The sequence below is a fragment of the Methanolobus profundi genome (genome assembly GCF_900114835.1).
Lineage (GTDB): Archaea > Halobacteriota > Methanosarcinia > Methanosarcinales > Methanosarcinaceae > Methanolobus > Methanolobus profundi.
Genome location: NZ_FOUJ01000004.1, coordinates 61,346 through 86,305, shown reverse-complemented (window position 1 = coordinate 86,305; position 24,960 = coordinate 61,346). Strand labels below are relative to the sequence as shown.

General features: G+C 43.2%; 13 protein-coding genes. 3 read left to right on the top strand and 10 right to left on the bottom strand.

All coding sequences use genetic code 11. From position 1 onward, the window contains the following. Nucleotides 1–8 precede the first annotated feature (8 nt). From BM008_RS09775 to BM008_RS09755, 5 genes are read right to left on the bottom strand one after another with little or no spacing between them, the layout of a single operon-like run. Nucleotides 9–800 (bottom strand): DUF7289 family protein, encoded by a 792-nt coding sequence (locus BM008_RS09775; protein WP_091936492.1) that lies wholly within the window; start codon nt 798–800, stop codon nt 9–11. Continuing rightward, nucleotides 793–1,275, bottom strand: coding sequence for a DUF7266 family protein (locus BM008_RS09770; protein WP_091936490.1), 483 nt, complete (start codon nt 1,273–1,275; stop codon nt 793–795). The genes BM008_RS09775 and BM008_RS09770 overlap by 8 nt, the downstream gene beginning before the upstream one ends. Next, nucleotides 1,272–2,141 (bottom strand): hypothetical protein, encoded by an 870-nt coding sequence (locus BM008_RS09765; RefSeq protein WP_091936487.1) that lies wholly within the window; start codon nt 2,139–2,141, stop codon nt 1,272–1,274. Before BM008_RS09765 ends, BM008_RS09770 begins: the two co-directional genes overlap by 4 nt. Before the next feature lies 1 nt (nt 2,142). Then, the gene (locus BM008_RS09760) at nt 2,143–2,754 is read right to left on the bottom strand and encodes a DUF7288 family protein (protein WP_245747997.1); all 612 of its coding nucleotides are present in this window, start codon (nt 2,752–2,754) and stop codon (nt 2,143–2,145) included. Next, nucleotides 2,754–3,221: a DUF7287 family protein gene (locus tag BM008_RS09755; RefSeq protein WP_091936485.1), complete on the bottom strand. Its 468-nt coding sequence runs from the start codon at nt 3,219–3,221 to the stop codon at nt 2,754–2,756. The genes BM008_RS09760 and BM008_RS09755 overlap by 1 nt, the downstream gene beginning before the upstream one ends. Before the next feature lie 314 nt (nt 3,222–3,535). Here BM008_RS09755 and BM008_RS09750 point away from each other — a divergent pair, with 314 nt between their 5' ends. Beyond that, the gene (locus BM008_RS09750) at nt 3,536–9,601 is read left to right on the top strand and encodes a VWA domain-containing protein (protein ID WP_091936482.1); all 6,066 of its coding nucleotides are present in this window, start codon (nt 3,536–3,538) and stop codon (nt 9,599–9,601) included. A 211-nt stretch (nt 9,602–9,812) separates the two neighbouring features. Beyond that, nucleotides 9,813–15,758 (top strand): VWA domain-containing protein, encoded by a 5,946-nt coding sequence (locus tag BM008_RS09745; protein ID WP_091936480.1) that lies wholly within the window; start codon nt 9,813–9,815, stop codon nt 15,756–15,758. Between the two features lie 289 nt (nt 15,759–16,047). On the opposite strand, the gene BM008_RS09740 is transcribed toward BM008_RS09745, so the two are convergent. The 5 genes from BM008_RS09740 to BM008_RS09720 are packed head-to-tail and all read right to left on the bottom strand — an operon-like array spanning nt 16,048 to nt 19,144. Continuing rightward, nucleotides 16,048–16,782 carry a DUF7289 family protein gene (locus BM008_RS09740; RefSeq protein WP_091936478.1) on the bottom strand — a complete coding sequence of 245 codons (735 nt, stop codon included), beginning with the start codon at nt 16,780–16,782 and terminating at the stop codon, nt 16,048–16,050. Further along, nucleotides 16,766–17,209 (bottom strand): hypothetical protein, encoded by a 444-nt coding sequence (locus tag BM008_RS09735; RefSeq protein WP_091936476.1) that lies wholly within the window; start codon nt 17,207–17,209, stop codon nt 16,766–16,768. The genes BM008_RS09740 and BM008_RS09735 overlap by 17 nt, the downstream gene beginning before the upstream one ends. After that, nucleotides 17,206–17,670: a hypothetical protein gene (locus BM008_RS09730; RefSeq protein WP_091936474.1), complete on the bottom strand. Its 465-nt coding sequence runs from the start codon at nt 17,668–17,670 to the stop codon at nt 17,206–17,208. The genes BM008_RS09735 and BM008_RS09730 overlap by 4 nt, the downstream gene beginning before the upstream one ends. Further along, on the bottom strand, nt 17,658–18,170 hold the full coding sequence (locus BM008_RS09725) for a DUF7288 family protein (protein WP_091936473.1): 513 nt from the start codon (nt 18,168–18,170) through the stop codon (nt 17,658–17,660). The genes BM008_RS09730 and BM008_RS09725 overlap by 13 nt, the downstream gene beginning before the upstream one ends. Next, nucleotides 18,167–19,144 carry a DUF7287 family protein gene (locus BM008_RS09720; RefSeq protein ID WP_091936471.1) on the bottom strand — a complete coding sequence of 326 codons (978 nt, stop codon included), beginning with the start codon at nt 19,142–19,144 and terminating at the stop codon, nt 18,167–18,169. Before BM008_RS09720 ends, BM008_RS09725 begins: the two co-directional genes overlap by 4 nt. 256 nt (nt 19,145–19,400) lie before the next feature. On the opposite strand from BM008_RS09720, the gene BM008_RS09715 reads away from it, so the two are divergent. Further along, nucleotides 19,401–24,932: a VWA domain-containing protein gene (locus BM008_RS09715; protein WP_091936469.1), complete on the top strand. Its 5,532-nt coding sequence runs from the start codon at nt 19,401–19,403 to the stop codon at nt 24,930–24,932. Nucleotides 24,933–24,960 lie beyond the last annotated feature (28 nt).

Sequence of the window (24,960 nt, the reverse complement as noted above, 5' to 3'; positions counted from 1 at the left end):
TATTCCTTTTAATTGAGAGTGATGTGCATCGGGGATTCGATGATGTACACATCTATGTCCTGGGTATAGGTTCTGCCCAAATGGACCGTATTGTTCGCAGCGTCCCTTGATACAATCGGCATATCTATCTTTTCGCTCAGGTGTTCTCCCCATGCCTCATGGTACTCACTGGTTATCGATATATCCACCTGTGACACGTTATGATAGCTTTCTATGGTTCTCCTTCCTCCATCTGTAGTGACCCTTACAAGACCGGAACCGGAGAGACTTGATATTCCGGACAGGGATGAATATGGAATAAAAAGTACATTATTGGAGTAGGTAAAAAGTGGTTCAAGTTTCATTACCGAATTACCTCTGTCATATATTGCCCATATGCCGGTATTCTCGTATGCTACGGAAGTCCCATAGTAGTCGTTCTCTATCATTCCCATATGTTTTCCGTAGGTTTCGGTATCATAGGAACCATTGGAACTGTTCCATACTTTCATGCTCACTTCCATGTAGCTGTCACTTGTGACCGATAATATCCCTCCGTACATTTTCAGTTCAATGGACTGCGATGGTGATGTTCCTTTGACCACTTTATTGATGTTCGGGGCCAGTACCTGGAAACTCTGCACGATGTTCTGGGAATACTGACTCTCTTGTGTATGTTTAATAATAGGGATGCCTGCAACTACGATGACCGCGGTGGCAAGAAGGATTATACTCAGTATGATGCTAAAATCCACAAGTTCTGATACAGCATCATCCGTCATCGGGTCTTTGATCCGCATACCTCTCCTTCTTTCAGACATTGCGTACCTCTATGAGGTTCGAATCAGGATTATAGTAGAATTCAAAGTTATCGGGTCCGCTGAACAGGGTAGTAGATGCTACATCTACCTCCGAGGTCACATATGATACCTTTACCTGATTGTTGTATCCTCTTTTTGATTCGAATATTATCTCGTTCGTATCGTTCTTGAACTCTATCGAGTACTGCTCATCCACTATCGTTTGAGGCAGTGAGAAACGGAAGCTGACATTCTCGACCTTACCTCCGCTATTGTTAACTATCTGGACAGTGGTATCAATATTCGATATCTGTAGTGCGAGGTCATTACCATGGATCTCGAACTGGTTCCTCATGACCATATCTCCTTCCCTGTCTATCATTGTATAGAACGAGCTAATGACAATGATCATGGTTGTCACTGTGATTGCGAATATCAGCATTGTACCTACCGATATGGATACCGCTCTCTCGTCATTGATCAGTCTTTTAGTCATGCAGTCCCTTTTGGTAATAGGACGGGTATAACTACGTTAGCTTTGAGCTTTCCGTCCTTGTTCATTCTTATACTGGCCTCGATCACATCGATCCTTTCGATCTTAAAACCCTTTCCATTGATCTTATCTCCTGATATAAGGGTTGTACCTGTGGCAAGATCACCGTTCTTTATCAGGAGACTATATGTCTTTCCTGTTGTTCTGTTATTGAAATAGTATTGGAATGGTGTACTCCCATCCATGAGGTCTGATGTAATGTTCAGTTCACCACTGGAACTGTTCTGTGTATTAAGGACGGTCACTCCATCTGTTACGGTCACGTTCACGTTGCTTCCTGACCTGAAGAAGCTTGCAGACCATATTGTTCCTGAGGTATCCACAGCCTCGATCACAAACCTGTCGGACTGGTTAGCTGTAAGAGATGTATTGATGGCCATCAGAAAAGTGTCAGTGTGGTTCACTCTTTCTATCACTGTCCAATCATCTCTCCCGTCGACCAATCCGTTCTTAGTGAAGTATGGTTCCATGAAAGTCCCAGTCTCAAGGATGTAAATAGTGCCAGAGAATGCTGAAGATTCTGCCATCTTGGTCGAGAATGAATTCATATAGTCATTGAACCTTGCCTGGTCGAAAGACCCGTTATCTGCATCTTCATATGCTTTTTCATAGGCATGGCTGGTCAGATGGATAGCATTAGAGAACTCGAAGACATTAGTCTCTATGTTCGATTCCGATGCAGTGTTACTGGCATAGATGATATTGTTGAGCATAAGTGTCAGGACAACAATACTCAGACCGATGGCAAAACTGGCTATCAATATCATTTGTGCAGAATCATCATCCTTTTTCATATGCAATTGCCACATATTACATCCTCCACAAAGTAAGCTTCACATCTATAATGCTATAGAAGTCAGTATTTGTATCGATATCCTCGATCCCGGTGTCTGATACGAATTGTGAAGGATCTGTAATATCCGAATTAGAAAGAAGTACTTTTTTAGAAACGATCACGGCATTGTTCGAAGCCTGCCCATTATATATGTATGGAAGAGTGACAGTGTTGCCTTTGTTGTCTATCCACGTGAACTCGACGTTATGGGCTATTCCCTTTGTAACGATCATCTTTCCAAGCATATCAGCTGTATTACTATTGTTCAGGGTCTTGTTAGATGTGGAATATGTCACACTGTTCCAGTTATAGCTGTCACCATCCCAGCTAAGGATGTCATTCATCAGATCTGATCTTCCTTCGTACTGGGAATAGTCAAGTGAGTTCAGTATATCCTGCCCAAGGATAAAAAGCTGGGTTTCCACGTGTGCATTGGCGGTTGAGGACGTAAGTGGTGTCAGGGATGTAGCCTGTACTGAGAATACGATAATGCCGAGTATTATGGAGATCGCGACCAAAGCTTCAAGTGTGTATATCTGTGCTGTATCTTTTGTGTCATTGCCAGATATCATTTCTCTTATACCCATTACCACACCCTCACAGAAAGAGTAGCTGTTGACACATTTCCTGTACTATCATCCCTTATCAGTACTATTCTTTTTGTCTGACCTATATTCATGTTCTGTGGCAGCGTTCTCCCTGCCGCATACATGGTATCTGTCTCATTCTCAATGGTCATATTAAGGTCATAGCGCAGATACGTTCCATTAAGCCCGAAATGATCGATAGTATCTTCATAGTTTAAAGTGAACTGTGCAAAGAAATCACTTACCTTTACACCATCAAGGAGGTTTGTTGTTCCTGTTTCTTCCGCACTTAATGTTTGTTCGACCATGTTAGTTGAGATCCTGTCCGCGATAAGCGTGATCTCATCTGAGTTCGATTGGAACGGGACAAACATTCCTGAAGTATATGAGAATACAAAGATTATTCCCATCAGGAATATTGATATTCCTATTATATAGTCAATATTCATTTGTCCCTGGTCATCCATAGGCAATCCTCTGTCTGTATATATTAAGGTGCATTATATATATTTATTTTTGTAATAATCCGATTAATTTAATATGCTTCGTCTGTCCTGTCTATTTGATGAGTATGGGCTTTACATGCTGAAGAAGCGGTGAAGAGCAGAGATATCTATATAATTGGACCTTGTGTTTCACTCATCAATTTTGTGAAATATGGCATGCAGCGATACTCTAAACAGAAATCGTTTTATACTACACGAACGTATATGGGCGGATATTATATTATAAATCATATACTAGTCTCTGGTCGATAACAGAGAGGGGGTTTGGATTCTCTATGTCTATCTTAAAAACGATACTATATGCTATCGCAGTTCTTTGCTTACTATCTTCAACTGCCTTTGCACTGGATGTGGAGATCCTCACGAAGGATCAACAAAGCAACGCAGGCACCCCTGTGAACCTGAGCGTTCAGGTCACGTATGCTGGTAATGGCACGCCCGTCAATAATGCACTGGTGGATCTTACAACTGATATGGAGCTCTCTGGTCCTTATTCGGCCTTTTCTGACCTCTCTGGTATTGCCGAGTTCTCACTAAACTCTACACAAGCGGGGACATCAGAAATTAATATCAGTGTTGATGGTGGCTATGATCTTACAAATATAACCTTCATTCCTCTGGAAATTGCTTCCCTTCTTGCTGAAACAGACAATAGCGTCAATGAGGCGGGTAATATTACCAATATCTCCTTCTATCCTGTCGATATTTTTGGGAATATCAATTCAAGCGAGGATGTGCTCCTGACAGTCCTCATCAATGATACTTTTGGAGCAATTGTTAACAGCACATCTTTATCTGTCCCTGTTGGCAGCATTTCCCTGCTTGATGTAAATATATCAACCCTTTCAGTCTCATCCACCTCGGGACCATCCAATCGTGCCATCCTTAGTATCAATTCCACTGTTGCAGGTGATATCCTTGTTAGTTCGGCAGTTTCTTCTGTTTCGAACAGTAGCTCTGTTCAGATAGTTCCTGGTGCACCGAAAAGAATGAGCATTTATTCTAATGACGAATACTCTGTAGACACAAGTGCAGCTTTCTATCTCTATGTATATGATAAGTATTCCAATCCTGTAGAGAATGCAGATATCAATTTCAGTGTAACTCCTCCTGAGAACAATGACCAGAACAGTCCAATTACCTATAACTCCGCTTATGTTTCTGCAAGTAGCGGATCGACCAATGCCAGTGGTTATTTCTACAATGTGTTCAGGACCGACAAGCGGGCTGGTGTGAACACTATTACGATAAGTGTTGTGAACTCTTCATTGGAATATGATCTTACAATTACCGGTATAGCTGGTGAGGCTGAGCAGTTCTTCATGATACATTCCCCGGAAAATGCCCTGGCAAACTATCTTGATATCTATACAGTTTCAGCCTGTCCGGTAGACCAGTTCATAAACCCTATAGTTCCGCTCACGACAACTGTCAATGAAATGGTACGTTTTATAACTGACAGTGAAACATACCTTGTCCCCCTTGATAGCAGGGGCCGCGCAAATATCGAAGTGGGTCCGACCCCCTATGTAGAATCTGTTCCAATATCTGCTACTTACAGAAATGCATCAGGTTACACAAGTCTGGTCAACAGCACTGTAGTCAATTTCACCGCTGATATACTGGATTCCATGGATGTTTATGCAGTTCCCACAGCCGTTCTGGACCAGACAATAAGCGGAAACCATAATTCTACCATCACGGTGGTAGCACTGGATCAATGGGGTCACCCGTTGCCAGATGTAGATATTACTCTTAACAACACCAATACCACTGTTGGAACACTGTTGGCTGATGCTAATTCCTCAGTTGACCATATCACTCTTACTACCAATTCTATTGGACGTGTATATGCCACGTTCACAGGCAATGTTTCGGGTAATGCTCATATAACAGCTACAAGCAGTGATATGAACACTTCTATCAATGTCTCGGTCAGGGATGAACCTTTTATGAGCATATCCCTTGAAGTTGATCCGCCATCCATTGAGACCGGTGCCATTGTAAATGTAACAACTGTTATCTCAATAGAAGGTGATCTCCCTCTCACTAGACCGGCAGCAAGTGCCATGCTTGTCCTTGACCGTTCAGGAAGTATGGATCCGGACTCCTATGCGGGAGATCCTATTGATGTAGTACTTGTCCTTGACCGTTCAGGAAGTATGCACGGGCAGGCAATGTACGACTCTAAGAGTGCATCCAAGACATTTGCAAAGAACCTTGTTTCAAATTCCAGGATCGGTGTTGTTTCCTTTGCATGGACACCTGCTGATATCAGTAGAACGGATATGGACCTCACATTGCTAAACACATCTGAATCCTTCCTTATATTCAATAGTTCCATAGATAAGATCGATGCGATAGGCGGTACTGCAATGGGAGAGGGTATGTCAGATGGTATCGACCTCCTTATCAATGATGGGAGAACTGGTTCCAGCAAGGCTATGATCGTTCTTACTGATGGTCTGACGAATCAGGGTAATGACCAACAGGGGACGAACACTGTATCTCTTGCAAAAGCAAATGATATCCCGATCTATACAATAGGACTTGGTGACCAGATCGATGAATCCCTTCTAAGATCGATCGCTCAGGAAACGGGAGGAAAGTATTATTCTGCACCTGACAGTTCCGATCTCGTCGAGATATACAATACGATCGCTCAGGATATCTCTGACTATGATGTAACAGAGATCGTATATGGTGAAGAAGGTTTTACACCTTATCCTTATACATTTAGTGACACAATAACAATACAGGATACATACACTCTGGAGATCGAGGGTTATGACTTCGATGATGTCATTTATGCAGCTCCTTATTTTGGTGGCGATGGTGCAGGTGAGAACCTTATACAGATCAATACGGAGAACTTTGTAACCGTTCCATCTTCGAGCACCCCTGCAAATTCTGCTATCTGGACTGGCTTTAGTTATGATATTACCAATTCCATCCATTCCGGTGAGAATACCATAACTTTCTATGACTATTATGATTATCTTCTGGGCCCCTATTATGACTACTATGACAGGGAACTCCATTTTGCAGGCTTCGAAGATCCAAATCCTTCTGGTGTTGGTAACAACAAGATAAGGAATGTTGTGATAAGGAAGAATGGAGTTGCGATCAAGTCGTTAAGTCCCGAGACATCGCTCTCTGGGTCAGGATATGATCTTACTTTCGACACATCCCTTTCCAGTGACTATTTCGAAGATACGTTTGTGATCAATGAATCCCTGAACGATCTGAAAGTAGAGCTTCAGTGGCAGAACGATCATACGGATCTGGACCTGCAACTGATAAGTCCTTCCGGCAGGATATATGGTATCGGATATGATGAAACAGGTTATTATCCGGGGAATGACGGTACATCAGAATATATATGGATCGATCCGCTTCCTGATGTCTATCCGGACAGTGATGATGATCCTGTAGAAGAGGGAACATGGACAGTTCGTGTGACAGGCATGGCTGCTGAGGGTACAGGCACCTGGGATGAGGACTTCACAGTTTCTACCTATATTGATAAGAAAAGTGCTGCACAACTTTCATCTCATGCATTCGTATCAGGTCTGAATGAAAGCGATGGTGACAGGGCAGGCCTTGCGCTTTACAGTTATGATGGGGGTGTACTGACCGATTCCCAGACTAGTTATGTGTCAGGTAGCAGTTCATGGATGGGTTATTTCTCTCCGGAAACAGATGGCCTTTATTATTTCAATGTAACATGGGAAGATCCCTCTGGAATGACCATTGCTCTCTATGATGGGATAGAACTTCTTTCATCATCTGACGGTACCGGTCAGTGTACTGTCTCAGCAGTCCTCAGCACAGGCGATACATATTACATTGAAGTTGAAAAGGGTGGGACCTACCTGGAAGATACGCAGTTTACCATCGATGTTTCACTTATGGAGATAAATAATATCATCACTGCATATTCCGAGTCCGGGGTAGATAGGCCACGCTACAGGACATGGAATGAACATACATCTCAGTGGATAAGTGAACTATCTGCAAAACAATTGTCTGAAGAACCTTACAATATTGTCATTGAAGGAAATCCAGTAGGCTCTGAGATAATAATGTTAACTAGTGACAGTCTTGGTAATGTAGAGGCTCAGGTAAAGGATTATACATGGGGTTTTGTCACCACGTTGAACAGTGGTGTATTGAACTCGAATACAAAGAGAGGGTTTGATGTAAAATATGAGCATTTGTCCGGAGATGCGGTGGCTGTCTATATCGATTCTGGTCAAAGCTCATCATATCCTCAGTACCGTATATGGGACGGCTCATCATGGAGTTCGGCTTCACCTGTGACAAGCACCGGTTCAAGACCAGTGGAATGGATAGAACTCGCAGCAGATCCCAATTCTGACAAGATGTTCCTTGTAACAAAGGATGATGAAGGAACAGTACGTGGATATGAATGGGACGGTTCCGACTGGGGAAGTTCTAATTATTTCACATCTGATGCAGACGGTGATTATCAGTCCTTTGATGTAGTATATGATAATAAGGGCAGAGCAACTGTAGTTCTCGCAGAATGGAACATCTACGAAGAGACGCACATTGACATGTTCCCTTATCCTCACGAAGTATCTGATGGATATACATGTAAGGTCACAATTCAATCATATGTATGGGATGGGAGCACAATGACCAAAAGGTCAATTGGGTACTATTATCCTTACCAGCGTTCATCAAGCACCACCTATGATTGCTGGGTAGTAGCAGAAGCTGATCCTAATTCAAATGATATACTGATGGCCCTTGAAGATGATCATAAGGTAATTGTAGGTGCATGGACCGGTTCATCATGGTCTGCTTATATTGTTACGAGCCACAGTCTGAATTCAGATCACAGGTCGATCGATGTTGCTTATACTTCAAACTCAGGTACTGGGATCCTTATGTGGGGTGATGGCACCAGCTATCCTCAATATAGGACCACATCTGATGGTATCACATGGGGTATGCAGTCATCTGCATCAGATATCGGCGCTGCCACAAAGGATATTCAACTGGAATCTGACCCTGCATCTGATACGCTGTTCCTGCTGACCTCAGATAATGACAATGATCTCAATTATCAGATATGGGATGGGACAACATGGGGCAGTGCCACAGAGCTGGAAGATGCTCTGGGCGATCATGGAAGCTTTGACCTGGCCTACTATATGGATTCGGCCTCAGAAGGAGCACCGCTCCTATGGAGTGAGTGGACTGCAGATGTAGTATCTTCTTTCAGCAATGATTCACTTTCCCATCTTGAAAGTATGGTTGACGCAATGACAGCAGATGGTCTGACCGCTATAGATGAAGGTCTGTTCTCAGCGAACAATGAACTCTCATCGGTAGAAGGCAATTCCACTATCGTTCTAATGACAGATGGAATTGACAATGCAGGTCATCATTCACTACTTGAAGAGGCACAGAAGGCTGCAGCTAATAATACAGTGATCCACACGATCGGATTTGCCAGCAATGAAGCAGAGGTGGACCCTATACTTGAAGAAATTGCAAATATGACCGGAGGTACATATTATTTTGCACCGAACTCCAGTGTATTGAAGGATATCTTTGCAGGGATAGCTTTGCAACTGACCAACTTCTCAGCAGCCGGTCCTGTACTGGAAATGCATATCCCTGATAATTATGCCGGTTCTCTGTCCGCTACAACGGCGTTGTATGTCAACGGAAGCAGCAATTCAACATCCGGTAATGATACAACCTTTGTGATCCCGATAGCATCTGCAACAGGCAATGCTGAACCTGTCATCAATTCATCCACAGGTGAGAAGATACTTACCTGGCAGTTACCAACAATGAGCTCTGGTGATAAATGGGGTGTATGGTATCAGATGCAGGTTTACGGTTCAGGGTATGTACCGGTCATTCTGCCAACATCCTCGATAACATATATGGATCTGGGTAGCGATAATATCACTATCGTTCTGCCGGAATCGGGTACTACAAGTGTAAGTGGTGGTTTTGCCAGTACGAGTGTACCTCAGTTAGGTTCTTTTGATATTGTACCGGATGAACCGATCATACTGGTGGATGATTCTACAGAAATTGAGATAACAGTAAGGGATGAGACAGGTAATCTATCCCTTGCATATGTTTATCTGTATGCGGATATGGGTTACTTCGATAATTATCAGAATCCAATAAACCTGACCGTAAATGGTGTGAACACTATTGATTTCCACAGTGCTACTGCTGCAAGGGCGCATATTACCGCTTATGCATATAATGTGAACAATGCAAGCGATATCCTTACTGCAAAGGATATGATAGTTGTACGTCCGGCAGGAATGATCACTATAAGTTAAAAGGATACTTTGTATCTAACGGAGCATCCTTTAGTATTTCTTTTTAATTTATCCTGTTCTTACGGAACGTTTTGAATGTATGCTCATAATGCATGAGCCAGCCAAAAAAAAGAATATAATAATATTTTTATATATCTTGCCTCATACTCCTATAAAAATATCATCTTTATTATATATTAGATTGGTAGGTCAATGGGAGAATTGAGTTTTTATGGTACACTTCAAAACAGTTCTATTATCATTTGTGATATTTTATATGTTGTCGGTCTCTGCTCTTGCACTAGATATTCAATTCCTGGATACTGATCAGCAGGGACAAGCGGGAGGCCCTGTCAGTATAGATGTTATGGTCCAGGATATGGGTTTACCGGTGAACAATACACTGGTGTATTTCACAACGGACCATGGAGTTCTGATACCTTCTTCAGCCTATACTAATATATCAGGGATGGTGTCGGTATCGCTCAACTCGACGGTTGCAGGGACAGCGCATGTTAATGCGAGTTCAGGAAGTTCATACAATGTTTCAAATATCACATTCTCCCCATTATCAATATCTACTCTTCTTACTGTAACGAATGATACGGTCACTTCTGCAGGAAATGCAGCCAACCTATCTTTCATACCACAGGATGACTTCAGCAATGTGAATTCCAGTCTGCCTGTTAGTCTTAGTGTGACCATAGATGACCAGTTCGGGACACAGGTACACGATGTTGACCTGTCTGTGGCAGTCGGTCAGATCGCACTATTGGATGCAAATTGGACAAACACCGTTATTTCATACTCCAGTGGTCCTTCTGACCGCGCAGTTCTTCTCCTGAACTCGACAGTTGCAGGTGACATATTCATTCACTCAGAAGCAGGACCCGCTTCGAACAGTAGTTCCATTAAGGTCGTTCCAGGCTCACCAGGGTCGATGAGGGTATCGTATGATGATGATCACACCGTGGATACCAGTTCTCTTATCAATGTTATCCTCTATGATCATTACTCCAATCCTATAAGCGATGCCAATGTCACTTTCAATGTAACATCTCCTGAGGATACGGTCTTCAACAGTCCTGTCACCTATAATTCAGCTTTTGTCGATCATGAATATGTATTGACCGATGCCTATGGACAGGTATCCAATGTGTTCACAGCAGACAGAAGATCAGGCGATAATATAGTGAATATATCTGTAGTGAACAGTTCACTGCAGCACAATATTACAATAACCGGGATTGCTGATGGGATCGACCAGTTATTTCTGACCTATGCTCCGGAACATGCTATAGCCAATAACATAGACCATTACACATTATCCGGAAGGCCGGTGGATAGATTCCTGAATCCTATAATACCTCTTTCAAGTGCCATTACTGAACAGGTCCGATTCGAGACAAATGAAAGTACACTGTTGCTTCCCCTTAATAGCCAGGGAAGTGCCAATATTGAAGTTGGGCCTACTCCGTATGTGAGCTCTATTTCCATAAATGCCACTTACAAGGATGCATCCGGCTATACGGAATTTACTAATAGCACTGTATTGAACTTCACAGCAGATGTACTGGATTCCCTTGACCTGTATGCCGTTCCAAATGCTGTCCTGGACAATACGCAGAATGGTAATCACAATGCCACTATAACCGTTGTTGCACTGGACCAATGGGGTCATTCTCTGCCATATGTACCAATTAACATTAGCAATACAAATGTCACAACAGGGACACTATGGATGGAAGGCGGTGCTACTACCAATAATATAAGTGCGTTCACTAATTCTGATGGCAGACTATATGCAACATTTACCGGTAATATATCAGGCAATACCAGTATTGTAGCTGAGAGCGAGGATCTTGTACTGACAACCAACGTGAGCATAAAGGACGAACCATTCCTGAGCATATCAATATCCGTTAGTCCTCCTTCCGTGACAAGCGGCTCACTTGTGAATGTTACAACAGTTATCTCCGTAGAGGGTGAGCTCCCTATAGTAAGACCCACAGCAAGTGCAATGCTTGTTCTTGACCGTTCCGGAAGTATGGACCCTGATTACTATGCAGGTGACCCTCTTGATGTTGTTCTTGTCATGGATCGCTCAGGCAGTATGTCCGGTACTCCCATAGCTGATGCAAAAACAGCTGCAAAGGAGTTCATGGATAATCTTGCTTCAAATTCAGAGGCAAGTCTTGTGTCATTTGCAAGTTCAAGTTCTACTGATCTTGGTCTGATCCCCCTTGATTCATACACCAACCTTTCTCTTGCAAAGAATGCAGTAGATTCGATCCAGGATGGAGGTTCAACTGCAATGGGTGAAGGTATGGGAGATGCGAACGACCAGCTGATCTATCATGGTCGTGATGATTCCAAAAAGGCAATGGTGGTCCTTACTGATGGTAATACTAATGCAGGTGAGGACCAGCAGGGTGACAATGCGATCGAAACCGCTCTGGACAACGGCATTGTGATCTATACGATAGGTCTTGGAAACAACCTTGATGAATCATTGCTGATGCATATAGCATCTGAGACCGGTGGGAAATATTACAACGCACCTACCAGTTCGGACCTGAAGGCCATATATGCCAGCATAGCTCAGGATCTCAGTGATTATGATATGACAGATGTTGAGTTCGGTGTTGATGGTTTCACTCCTTATGATCACGTATTCAGTGATTCACTGGAAATGGATACTCCATTGGATCAGGATGTTCTGCTCAGCTTTGAGGGATATGACCTTGATACGGTCTTCAATGCCGGTACCGAGTATGGAGGGGCAGCTGCAGGAGAATGTCTTATACAGATCAACGGGGATAATTTCACATTGATACCTTCTGCTAATATGCCAGCTTACAACGGAAAATGGGTGGATTATGAATACGATCTGACCGGTCATCTTGACCCCGTTTCTAATACAATTACATTCTACGAATATCGTGCATATCTCGGTATGTCAGCTTATGACAATCAGGGACGGAACATAGAGATAACCTGGAACAATTACTCTGTAGCTTCTCTCATGGAAACATTCCCTCTGGACGCCAACCCTTATGATCTGTCCTGGGATATGCCAAATATGGCTACCTATAACAACACTTTCCAGATCGACGAGACAATTAATGATCTCAAAGTTCAACTTGACTGGGAGAACAGTGATAACGAACTTCACCTTCAACTGACGAGTCCGTCAGGAGAGGTCTACAGTATTGTAGATGACAGTCATGGATACTATGCAGAGAGCAATACTTCAGAGTATATCTGGATCAGGCCGGTATTCACTACCTATCCTGATGATGATATGGACTCCGTTGAAATGGGGAACTGGACCGTTGAGGTAATTGGTTTTGGGTCGGGCACAGAGGACTTCACAATTACTACATATATCGATAAGAAGAGTGCAACACAACTGTCTTCCCATGCTTTTATTTCCAGTTTCGATGAAACAAGGGGCGACCGTGCAGGACTTGTGCTCTACAGTTTCGAAGGCATGGAACTAAGCGATACCCAAACAAGTTATATTCCTGATAACAGCACATGGGTGGGCTATTTCACTGCTCAGGAAGATGGCTTCTACACTTTTGATGTAAGCTGGGATGATGGCTCTCTCATGGACGTTGATCTCTATAGTGGAGCGGACATAATTGCATCTTCAAGCGGAACATCTGCATGTGAGCTATCCAAAACCCTCACAGGAGGAAATACATATCATCTGGATGTGGCCAAGGGTGAAGGTTCCTTTACAGATACCAGGTTCACAATAGATGTAGAAACATCTGTTCTGGACAATATCATGGTAGGTTACTATGATGCCAGTGGGGATGGTTCCACTCCCAAGTACCGTACACTTGAGGAAGGTTCTTCATGGTCTGCTGAAAAGTATGCCAATTATGTTGGAGGATGGCCATATTATCTGGAACTTGAATCAAACCCTCTGAATTCAGAGATGATCATGTGCACAGCAGATGATTTCCTTGACCTTAATGCACAGGTCTGGGACGGTTCCTCCTGGGGTGATGTGGAAGAACTATCACATTCACTGGGTTCTGCTCCTTATCTTGATGCTAACATCGATTATTATACAAGGGACTTTGATCTGAAGTATGAGCAGACATCCGGTGACGCTATCCTTGTTTACATGGATGCTAGTATGAACAGTTCCATCCCAATGTATCGTGTATGGGATGGTTCTTCCTGGAGCTTTGCATCTCTTGTTGATGATTTTAATCCTTCCGGTAATGGCAGTATATCATGGGTCCAGCTTGCATCTGATCCGGATTCCGATGAACTGGTCCTTGCAGTGCTTGATGATTCAGGTTATCTTTACGGCACTGTCTGGGATGGTTCATCCTGGGCAGAGTTCACGGAGCTTTCAAACAATGCATCTCAGGCCGGATACCAGTGCTTTGATGTGGTCTATGAACAGGATTCAGGAAGGGCCATGGTCTCATGGTATGACAGGTCCGGTTATGTCAAGTACAGTATATGGAATGGGAATAACAAGTGGTTGCCTGAGGACACTGTTTACACTTCTGCTGAAGATGTGTATTGGGTCAAGATGGGAGGAAACCCGAATTCTGATGAGGTGCTCCTTGTCACACAGGATGAGCATAAAGATGTTCATGTGACCGTCTGGGATGGTTTCTCGTGGGAAACTCCTCTGGAGGTCGGGGTGAACGTATATGAGAGTAACAGAAGGTCGATCAATGTGGTCTTTGAGGACTCCAGTGGTGAAGGTATGGTAGTATGGGGCGATGGTTCATATCTGCCTAAATATCGCACATGGGATGGTTCGGCGTGGAGTGCTCAGTCCTCTGCATTAAGCCTTGGAAGCGGTTATACACGCTGGGTCCAGCTAACACCAGTTCCGGAAACAGATGAGGTCTTCCTCATGACATCGGATGGTGGACACGATATCAATATTCAGAAATGGAATGGTTCTTCCTGGGTATATATCTATGAAGTAGAGACATCATCGACCAGAATATTCGAGTGTTTTGATATGGCCCTTGATGATAAAGATAATATTGTAGAGGATACACCTGTGCTCTGGAACCAGTGGACTGCCAATGCAGCATCTACTTTTGAGAATGACACTCTTACCCATCTTGGAAATGTGATCGATACTATAACTGCAGATGGCCTGACAGCGATAGATGAGGGTCTGTTCATTGCTAACAACGAGCTTTCATCAGTAGAAGGTAATTCTACGATCGTTATCATGTCAGATGGACTGGACAATGCAGGTTATCATTCCTTGCTTGAAGAGGCTTACAGGGCAAGGGATAACAATTCAGTGATCTACACTGTAGGATTTGGTAATGATGTCTCAGATGTCGATCCAATGCTTGAAGAAATTGCAAATATGACAGGAGGTACCTATTATTTTGCACCGAACTCAAGTGTACTGAAGGCGATCTTCACAGGTATTGCTGCGGATATCACTAATTTCTCAGCAAGCGGAACAGCAATGAACATAGATATTCCTTATAACTACATTACTCCCTTATCCGTTGCAAAGACCACCTATGTATCAGGGAGCAGTAATTCTACCATAGGCAATGAGTCATTCTTTGAAACACCTAAAGGTCCGTCTACGGGCAATGCAGAACCTGACCCGACCTCACTAAGCGACAGGACCCGGCTTAAGTGGTACCTGCCGAACATGGAGTCTGGTGACAAATGGGGTGTATGGTACCAACTGAAAGTAGACGGTATAGGCTATATACCGGTCATCATGTCCACATCTTCGGTGACATACACAGATATCAGTTCGGAGATCATAGATGTTAATATACCTTCTTCGGGTGGTACAAGTGTAGGCGGTGGTTTTGCAAATGTGAGTTCCTACATACTTGGATCTCTTGATGTGGAACCTGAAAGGCCATTGATATTGGTCGATGATACCACGGTCATTGATCTGACGGTCAGGGACATAACCGGGAACCACAGTGCTGCTTATGTCTATCTCTATTCTGATGTAGGGTATTTCGGGAATTGCGAGAACCCAATAAATGTGACCGTTGTAGGTTCAGATAGTGTGGATTTCAGCAGTGCAGTAGCAAGTAATGCCCATATTACTGCATATGCCTATAATGTCAACAATGCAAGTGATATCATATCAGCAACCGAGATCATAATTGTCAGACCAAAGGGAATGATAACCATAAGTTAAGAAAAGATGCTTCATTATCCGTAGTATCGATCCGGGGTCAGTATCTGTGTACTGGCCTTTTTTTATTTCAGACACTATGCCTGAACGATCACTTTTCCTTGCGTACAGTTCTTTTTATGCAGGCACTGCCTATTTTTCAATAATATCTTATTTCTGGGTTACTAAGGTCCTGAAAAACAAGTGTCATGCCTGTATCTATGTAATATTGATGCTGGCCGAGCTTTAAGTACCAGCTAAAAAACTCTGCTAAAAAAAGGAACATCCATTGATGATCTATCAATGGAGCGTATTATGATATATCTACATCAACAACATGTCTGCTGAGGATAAGCATTGTGTTGTTCCTGGTTGCAGTGACCGATGAATCGGTGGTTCCGGTTATAGAGAATCCGATATCTTCAAGATATTGCTCCCATTTTTGAGCATGAGTACTATTTATCTGAATATCCACGGTCGTTGGTGCGGATGTTGTATCCATAATACTTGAATTATGCTTGAGGGTCAGTACTGTTATACCTTTTCCAGATGCCTGGTCGTTACCATTGACAGAGATAAGTCCTATGGTGGTCACAGTAGTGTTGTCGATCGTGCTGACGTAGATAGGTGGTTCTGAGACCATTACACTTCCCGAAGCCGGGTATGATTTTAATACACTTCCCATCTCATATGTTATGGTCTTATCATCTTTTTCAAAGACGACCTCTCCGGTAGATATGTAAAGTGGCGGATTTCCATCATATGTTATGGTCATCGACGATCCCTGGCTCACAGCAACAGAAGAGCTTTGAAGGTTGATCTTAAGGATCTTCACAGGGGTCTGGTCAAAGGCCACCCTGTTCATATTGCTTTGAAGTACGATAAAGCTCTGCTCGGCACTTTCGAATATGTTAGCGTCGATATTTGATTGCAGTGCAGGATATCCTATGGCATATATCACTCCCATTGAAAGTGTCACTATTGCGAACAACAGGATGTATCCAATGGTTTCAGATACTGCTGCATCTCTTCTATTTTCTTGAGTCATAGCTGATCTTATGGTCTGTGGAACTGCTGAATGCAGTACCGTTGATCGGCATTGTCGTTGCAATACCACCGATCGTTACTCTTACTTTCTTTCCGGATGATGGTGAAATGACCTCAATTATCTGGTCGGAGTATGCAATATCCGCATCTATCACATATTCTTCCCTTCCTGCTCTTTGAGGGATCCTGTATTCAGTATCGATATATCCATTGTCAGGAAGGATCAGATACATGTCTGTTATCATTGTGCTCATCATGTTCCCCACATCGCTCATTTCCCGTTCCATCACTACATTATTCGGATTCTGGATGAACACTGCATCTGAGTTCATAGCTATGATCATAAAGAATCCCACACATATCAGGGAGAAAAGTACGTATTCCAGAACAAGGGATACTCCCTCTTCATTTTCCCTTATCCCCCTCATTTTCTCACCTCAATGATCTCAGGTTGGGACACATAATATGTGTCTCCATCGTTGTATGTTATATTCACAAAAACAATATCAATATCGCTACTATTGTATGTTCCTGAGCTTGTGTTCAAAGATACAAGCGATACATCTACGGTTTCTCCATGCATTGCATATAGTGTCTCTATCTGACTACTATAATCAGCAAAAAGTTGTTCATAGATGACCGGCACAGAATTATTACTTGTACTGTTGAGCTCAAGCGACAGACATCTTATGATCATTGCATTGTCCCTTGTATGTGAATTGAGTTCCCGGATATTCTCTTTAGGGAATTCCAGTACTGCATTCGATGAATAGTATCCTGCGACCATTGACTGGTTGGCAAGTGCTGCAAGACCGATCACTATAAGTGATATGACCAGACCGGATAATGCTATCCATTGTCCTTTTGTATCCTTTCTCAGACTGTCCATGTTGTCATCCTCACTTCAACCACCTTTATCTCATCATCTGCAAGTCCCCAGCTCCCGTTCATACTCTGTACGGTCTGATTTGTGAGGGTTACAAAATGCCTTACAACGACAGCATTCTCTTTTGGCTGTCCTTTGATTATCACCTTGCTTACCTCAAGATCCCCATTGTCAACATATGCCAGGTCCACATTGTATAGTATTCCGGGTATGAGGTTCCCAATGCTGCTATCAAGGATGATCAGATTATTTGCAGGATAGGTGGCTTCTGTCATGTCCCAGCTGGCAACACATTGTGTCAGGTTGTAACGAATAGAGGTATTCGAGGCTCTATCAAGTACAGTAAGTGTATCTGCCCCCATCTGCTCAAGCTGGACGTCTATAGCCAGTTCGTTCTGGGGAGAGACTATAGTAGTGCTCTGGGTGATCATGAGTACTGTAAGGGTCATCAAAATGGCAGCCAACAGTCCTTCAAGGGTATGTAGCTGTGCCCTGTCGTTCATTGCCATACCTCTACAGTAAGATATGCAGGTTCGTAGTACACTTCGATCCCATCCCTGTAATCTACAAATGGAGGTGCTATTTTTGTGAATGTTATGTCTTTGAGATTAATCTCAAGCTGATAGGTCTGTGAATGGTTCAAAAGTCCAGGTTCAAGGTAAAAACGAATGATATCTGTGTCTATTATCTTACCTGTGCTTGTAAGCGTTGATATTGTCCCGTTTATATCCACCTTATATGATGTGTAGTCTATTCCTTCATTGAGGTTGACCCCATCCAGGGTCAGTTTCTTGAAACTGGGATCGATACCTGTTATGTTCAATCCGTTGATCTGTATCGCTATAGTATTTTCAAGAGGTCCTGTTATGTTCAGTATAGTGTCTTCAACACTTGCTGTATATGGGTCTATAGGAAGGTCATCTGCATCAAAATTGGCTACTGTCCCGGCTTCCACCAGAACTATCCTTGTGATCTTGGATGTTTCCCTGTCAGATGGTGCCGTTTCCCCAAGCATTACGGGTCTTCCATCAAGGACCATCGGACCATTGTTCTTTGTTATTGAGATATTGTATCCATAAGAGAAACGTGTTCCATCTATATTGTTGTACAGACCCAGTATCTCAATGAGATCCTCATCGTTCATCTGCATCAGTTGGACAGTTTTGTTCATTGACAGCACATTGGGGGTATTTGTGAGCCTTGAACTTGTATCATCATCTACTGCAAGCCCGACCCTCATTGCATTAGCTGGATGTTCTTCCCAATCAGTTCCACTACTTGTACTGTTTCCCCACCATCCAGTGTCTTCTACAAGGATAGTAGCAGTTCGATATGCTGTGTAGTCCAGACTGCTCTCTCTGGCAGACCCCGCCATGAACATGCCTGGAATGAACTGCACTGTGAAGATCAGAGCAATAAGGAATAAGGATATCCCCAGAAGGAAATCTACTGCGATCTGTCCTCTATCATCCGCCATTCTCTGAATATATATGCAATGTAATATAAAAATATTTGTAAATATATCCGTTTATATGTTGCGCAAAATCGATCAATTTTCTGATTTTTCAGTAAGAGCCAGTTTCTGATCATAAAACGGTCCGAAAAAGCTCAATGATATAATAAGCATCTTATATCATTAATAATATAATACTATTAAATATATTATAAAATATGGCCGAAGATATTTGGGAATGATAATGGGGTGGTATAAAAAGTGATCCAGAGGTATTTCTATGGGGTATTTGAAAAAACTGTTCTATGCTGTTCTTGTTCTGATCTTTATTGCAGACCCATCTTTAGCTTATAATTTAGACCATCAGGAAACAGATATCCTGTGCAATGCAGGACGATCGGCCACTATAAGTGTGCTGTTATCCAATAATGGGACCCCTGTGAACAATACAATGGTGAACTTCACCACAGACCTTGGTTCTCTTAGTTCTTCTTCTGCTTTGACAAATTCTTCCGGCTTTGCTGAGGTCATTCTTGATTCAACAGTTGCAGGGGTAGCCCATATCAATGCAAGTTATGGAAGTGTATACAACCTGACAAATGTAACGTTCCTTCCTACTGAGGTCTCTTCTATCATCATAGATGTTGACCCTCTTTCCAATATGGCTGGAGAGGTCACTAACATAACATTCTCGCCGGTTGACGTATTTGGTAATATCAATTCAAGCGTTACCGTGGATCTGGATATTGTCATCACAGATCTCCTGGGAAATACATTACCTGATATCGACCTGTCAGTTGCTCCATACAATGTTACAGCTCTGGATGTGAACAGGACCAATTCAGTTCAGACCTATGCTGTCAATCCTTCAGGCAGTGCGATATTGAACTTTAACTCTACTATTGCAGGGAACATCTCTATAAACTCCACAGTTGGTACTGTATCGAACCTCACGTATCTGGACATCTCATCCCGTTCTCCCGGTCTGATGAGGGTTGTGTACAATGATGATTACACTGTGAATACGAGCTCAAGTATCTATGTGACAGTTCTTGACAGATATGAGAATCCGGTTGAGGGTGTTAATGTCACTTTCACAGTAAGCTCTCCTGAAAATACCAATTATAACAGTCCGATCGACTACAACTCCGCTTTTATCTATATTGATGAAGGAACCACTGATAGCACCGGTAAGGTATCAAATGTATTCACCACTGACAAAAAGGCAGGTGATAATACCGTAGGCATCAGCGCAGTGAACACCTCTCTGGACCTTAACGTCACAATAACAGGTCTTGCAGATGTTATCGACAATCTGTTCATGAGCTATAGTCCTGAACATGTTATAGCTGACAATCAGGGGTCATATGTATTATCGGCCAGACCGGTAGACCAGTTCTCCAATCCAATATTACCTTTGACATCTCCTATTAAGGAGCAGGTCAGATTCACTACAGATAGTGGGGCTATTGTCCTGGTGCCTTTGAACACTCAGGGACAGGCGAACACTCTAGTCGGCCCAACACCATATATAGAGTCCCTGTCAGTGACAGCCACTTATAGGAACGAGACCGGATATACTAATTTTTCCAATAGCACTACACTTGATTTTATAGCCGGGTCCCTGGACATGATGGACCTTTATTCAGTTCCAAATGCGGTTCTTGCACAGGGCCTTAACGGTAACCATGAGTCAGAAGTAACTCTTGTTGCACTGGATGAATGGGGGCATTCACTGGCTGATATCAATGTCACTTTCAATAATACCAATACAACGGTGGGAACGTTTACTGTTGATGGGATAAATGCTTCTGATATATTCAATGCAACGACAGATCTGGAAGGCAGGATATATGGGAAATTCACAGGCAATATCTCAGGGAACACTTCAATTATCGCTACAAGTGGCAATATAACTCTTTCAACTAATATCAGTGTCAAGTCCGAACCTTTTATGAGCGTGTATCTGGGTGTATCACCTTCATCTGTGAGCTCGGGCTCGCTTGTGAATGTCACAACTGTCATCTCTGTAGAAGGTGAACTACCAATAACAAGGCCAGCTGCCAGTGCAATGCTTGTCCTTGACCGCTCGGGAAGTATGGACCCTGATTACTATGCTGGTACACCTCTTGATGTTGTTCTTGTCCTTGACCGTTCGGGGAGTATGAGCGGGACTGCCCTTTCAGATGCAAAGGAGGCTGCCAAAGGATTTGCTGATAACCTTGTATCCAATTCGGAAGTTGGTGTGGTATCTTTCTCTACAACAAGTAGTGTGGACCTTGGGATGACACTGATGAATGCTTACGCTAACAGGACACCGGTCCATAATGCGATCGATTCACTGGTGGCAGGTGGTTATACTGCAATGGGTGAAGGAATGGGCGATGCCAATGATATGTTGATAAACGATGGTCGTTCCGATACCACAAAAGTAATGGTTGTCCTTACAGATGGTGAGACCAATACAGGTGATGATCAGGATGGGGAAGAGGCCATTGAATTTGCCAATGATAATAAGATCACTATCTATACCATTGGTCTGGGCTCAAGTCTTGATGAAGCTCTTTTAAGGCATATTGCTTCAGAGACAGGAGGTGCATACTATAATGCTCCTGACAGTTCCGATCTTGATGAGATATATAATAGTATAGCTCAGGAAATAAGTGACTATGATATATCTGAGGTGGAATATGGTACAGAGGGATTCACTCCGTATGATCACCGGTTCCAGGATTCTCTGGCATTACCCGATTCCTATGGTGCCACATTCCTGATAAATGAGACATTGAACGATCTTAAAGTGCAGCTTGACTGGTCGGATAGTTCAGATGAGCTCCATCTTCAACTTACAAGTCCATCAGGTGTGATCTATGGACTTTACGATGATACTACGGGTTACTACCCTAATGGCGACACATCGGAATTCATATGGATAGAGCCATTGTCATATCTGTATCCGGATAATGACGATGATACTGTAGAAACAGGGAACTGGACCGTCAATGTGACAGGTACCGGATCAGGTACCGAGCCGTTCACAATATCAACATATATCGATAAGAAGAGCGCAGCAAAGATATCATCTCATTCGTTCATATCAAGCTTCGATGAGAGCAGAGGCGACACTGCGGGTCTTGCACTTTATAGTTTTGAAGGTATAGTATCGAGTGACAACCAGACCAGTTATGTTCTTGATAATAGTTCGTGGGTGGGTTATTTCATCCCTGATATGACTGGTTTCTACACATTCAATGTAACATGGGATGACACATCATTCATGGATGTCCATCTCTATGAAGGTATAGATGTAGTTTCATCTTCTAATGGCACTGGCAGTTGTGATGTATCATATATGCTTTCAGCTGGTGATCCTTATTATCTGGAAGTTCTCAAGGGGTCAGGCAATGGTTCAGATACAAAGTTCACTGTAAATGTATCAACATCTGATATCGATACCATCATGACCGCATACTATGATAGCAGTGGAGGAGGTGGAACTCCAAGGTACAGGACCTGGGATGGAATAGAATGGTCTTCCGAGGGATCTGCAAATTATGTTGGTGGAAGTCCTTATTATGTACTGCTCGAGTCCGATCCTCTTAGTTCAGAAGTGATAATGGCCACTTCGGATAACAATTACGATCTTAATGTACAGATATGGGATGGCTCCTCATGGGGCAGCGTTGACCAGTTCACATCTCATCTCGATTCCTACAGTAGAAGAGGCTTTGACCTTAAGTATGAACAGACATCAGGTGATGCTGTTGTTGTATATGTGGATACGGATATAGATGGCAGGATCCCAATGTATCGTATATGGGATGGCAGTTCCTGGAGCTCAGGTTCAGCAGTAGATGGTAGCAGTCCTGGAGCGGGAGATGTTGGATGGGTAAGACTGGAAACTGATCCTTCATCCGATGAGATGGTACTTGTGACACTTGATGACCAGAGGGATATAAGGGCACAGGTCTGGGATGGCTCTTCCTGGGCTGATCCGGTAATTATCACGAACAATGCCAGAGCAACAGGTTATCAATGCTTTGACCTTGCCTATGAACATGGGACAGGCAGGGCAATTGTCACATGGTCCGATCTGAGCACGGGTTATGTGATGTATCGTATATGGGATGGCAGTTCCTGGAGTTCTGCAAACAACCTGTATGAACCTGATGAACGTGTCTACTGGATAAAGATGGGTTCTGATCCCAATTCCGATAATATCCTCCTTGCAGCACTGGATAACAAATATGATATTCATGTCACATCATGGAATGGTTCATCCTGGTCATCACCACTGGAGATAGAGACCGATGTGTACGAATATAGCAGAAGGTCCATGGATGTTGCTTTTGAACAGTCCAGTGGAACAGGTATGGTGGTATGGGGTACAAGTGACCTTATCCCAAGATACCGTATATGGAATGGTAGTTCCTGGGGTCCGGAATCGCTGGCATCAGGGCTTGGTGGCAGTGGCTATACACGATGGGTACAGCTAACCCCTGACCCGGATTCTGATGCAATGTTCCTGATGACCTCTGACGGTAACAATGATCTGAACGTACAGAGGTGGGACGGTAGTTCCTGGAGCATTGTCTCTGAGGTTGAGACATCCTCTACAAGGTACTATGAATGTTTCGATATAGTGTTCAATGACGTCGACCCTGTCTCAGAAAGTACTCCGGTATCCTGGAACCAGTGGACAGCCAGTGTGACATCGACCCTTGAGAATGACTCTCTGTCACATCTGGAGAATGCAATTGATACAATAACTGCCGATGGGCTGACAGCTATCGACGAAGGTCTTTTTGTTGCTAACACTGAGCTATCTTCAGCAGATGGGAACTCTACCATAGTCATAATGACCGATGGTATGGACAATGCAGGTTATCACTCTCTGCTTGAGGAAGCATACAGGGCACGGGATAACAATACTGTGATCTATACGGTGGGGTTCGGTAACAATGAATCCGAGGTTGACCCTGTACTTGAGGAAATTGCAAACATAACCGGTGGTGAATACTACTTTGCACCTAATTCCAGTGTTCTAAAGGATATCTTCAGGGGGATCGCCTCCCAGATAACGAACTTCTCTGCAGGTGGGCCTGTGCTGGATATCCATGTACCTTACAACTATGTGACCTCATCATCTGTTGCAAAGGCAAGTTATATAGCAGGCAGTAGCAATGCCACCACAGGCAATGCAACCGTCTTCAACAACCCTGTGGCACCAGCTACCGGGAATGCTGAACCTTCTATCAATATATCCAGTAGTATGTCCACACTTGAATGGCAGTTGCCAAATATGGGTGCCGGCGATAAATGGGGTATATGGTACCAGATGAGGATCGATGGTGCAGGGTATGTTCCTATAATAATGCCAACTTCCACCGTCACATATACAGACCTCAGCGGTGAGAACATCACTGTTTACATACCAAGCGGAGGAACGGCGAGTGTTGGTGGGGGTGCGGCCAGTGTCCTGTCCTATTCACTGGGAAGCCTGGATATGGTACCTGACAAGACCACTCTGCCAATAGCCAGCACTTCTAACATACAGTTGACACTCACAGATACAATGGGTAATTCAAGTTTTGCGTATGTGCATCTTTACAGTAGCATTGGTTACTTTGACAATTATGAGAACCCCATCAATCTGACAGTTGTAGGTTCTGATTCAGTTGATTTCTCCAGTCTTACGGCCGGTAAGGCATACATCACTGCTTATGCATATAATGTGAACAATGCAAGTGATGTACTGGTGGCTGAAGAAGTGATATATGTCAGACCAAAAGGTACCATCTGTATATGTTAATGACTTAAAGGAGAATGTTCTGGGAAGA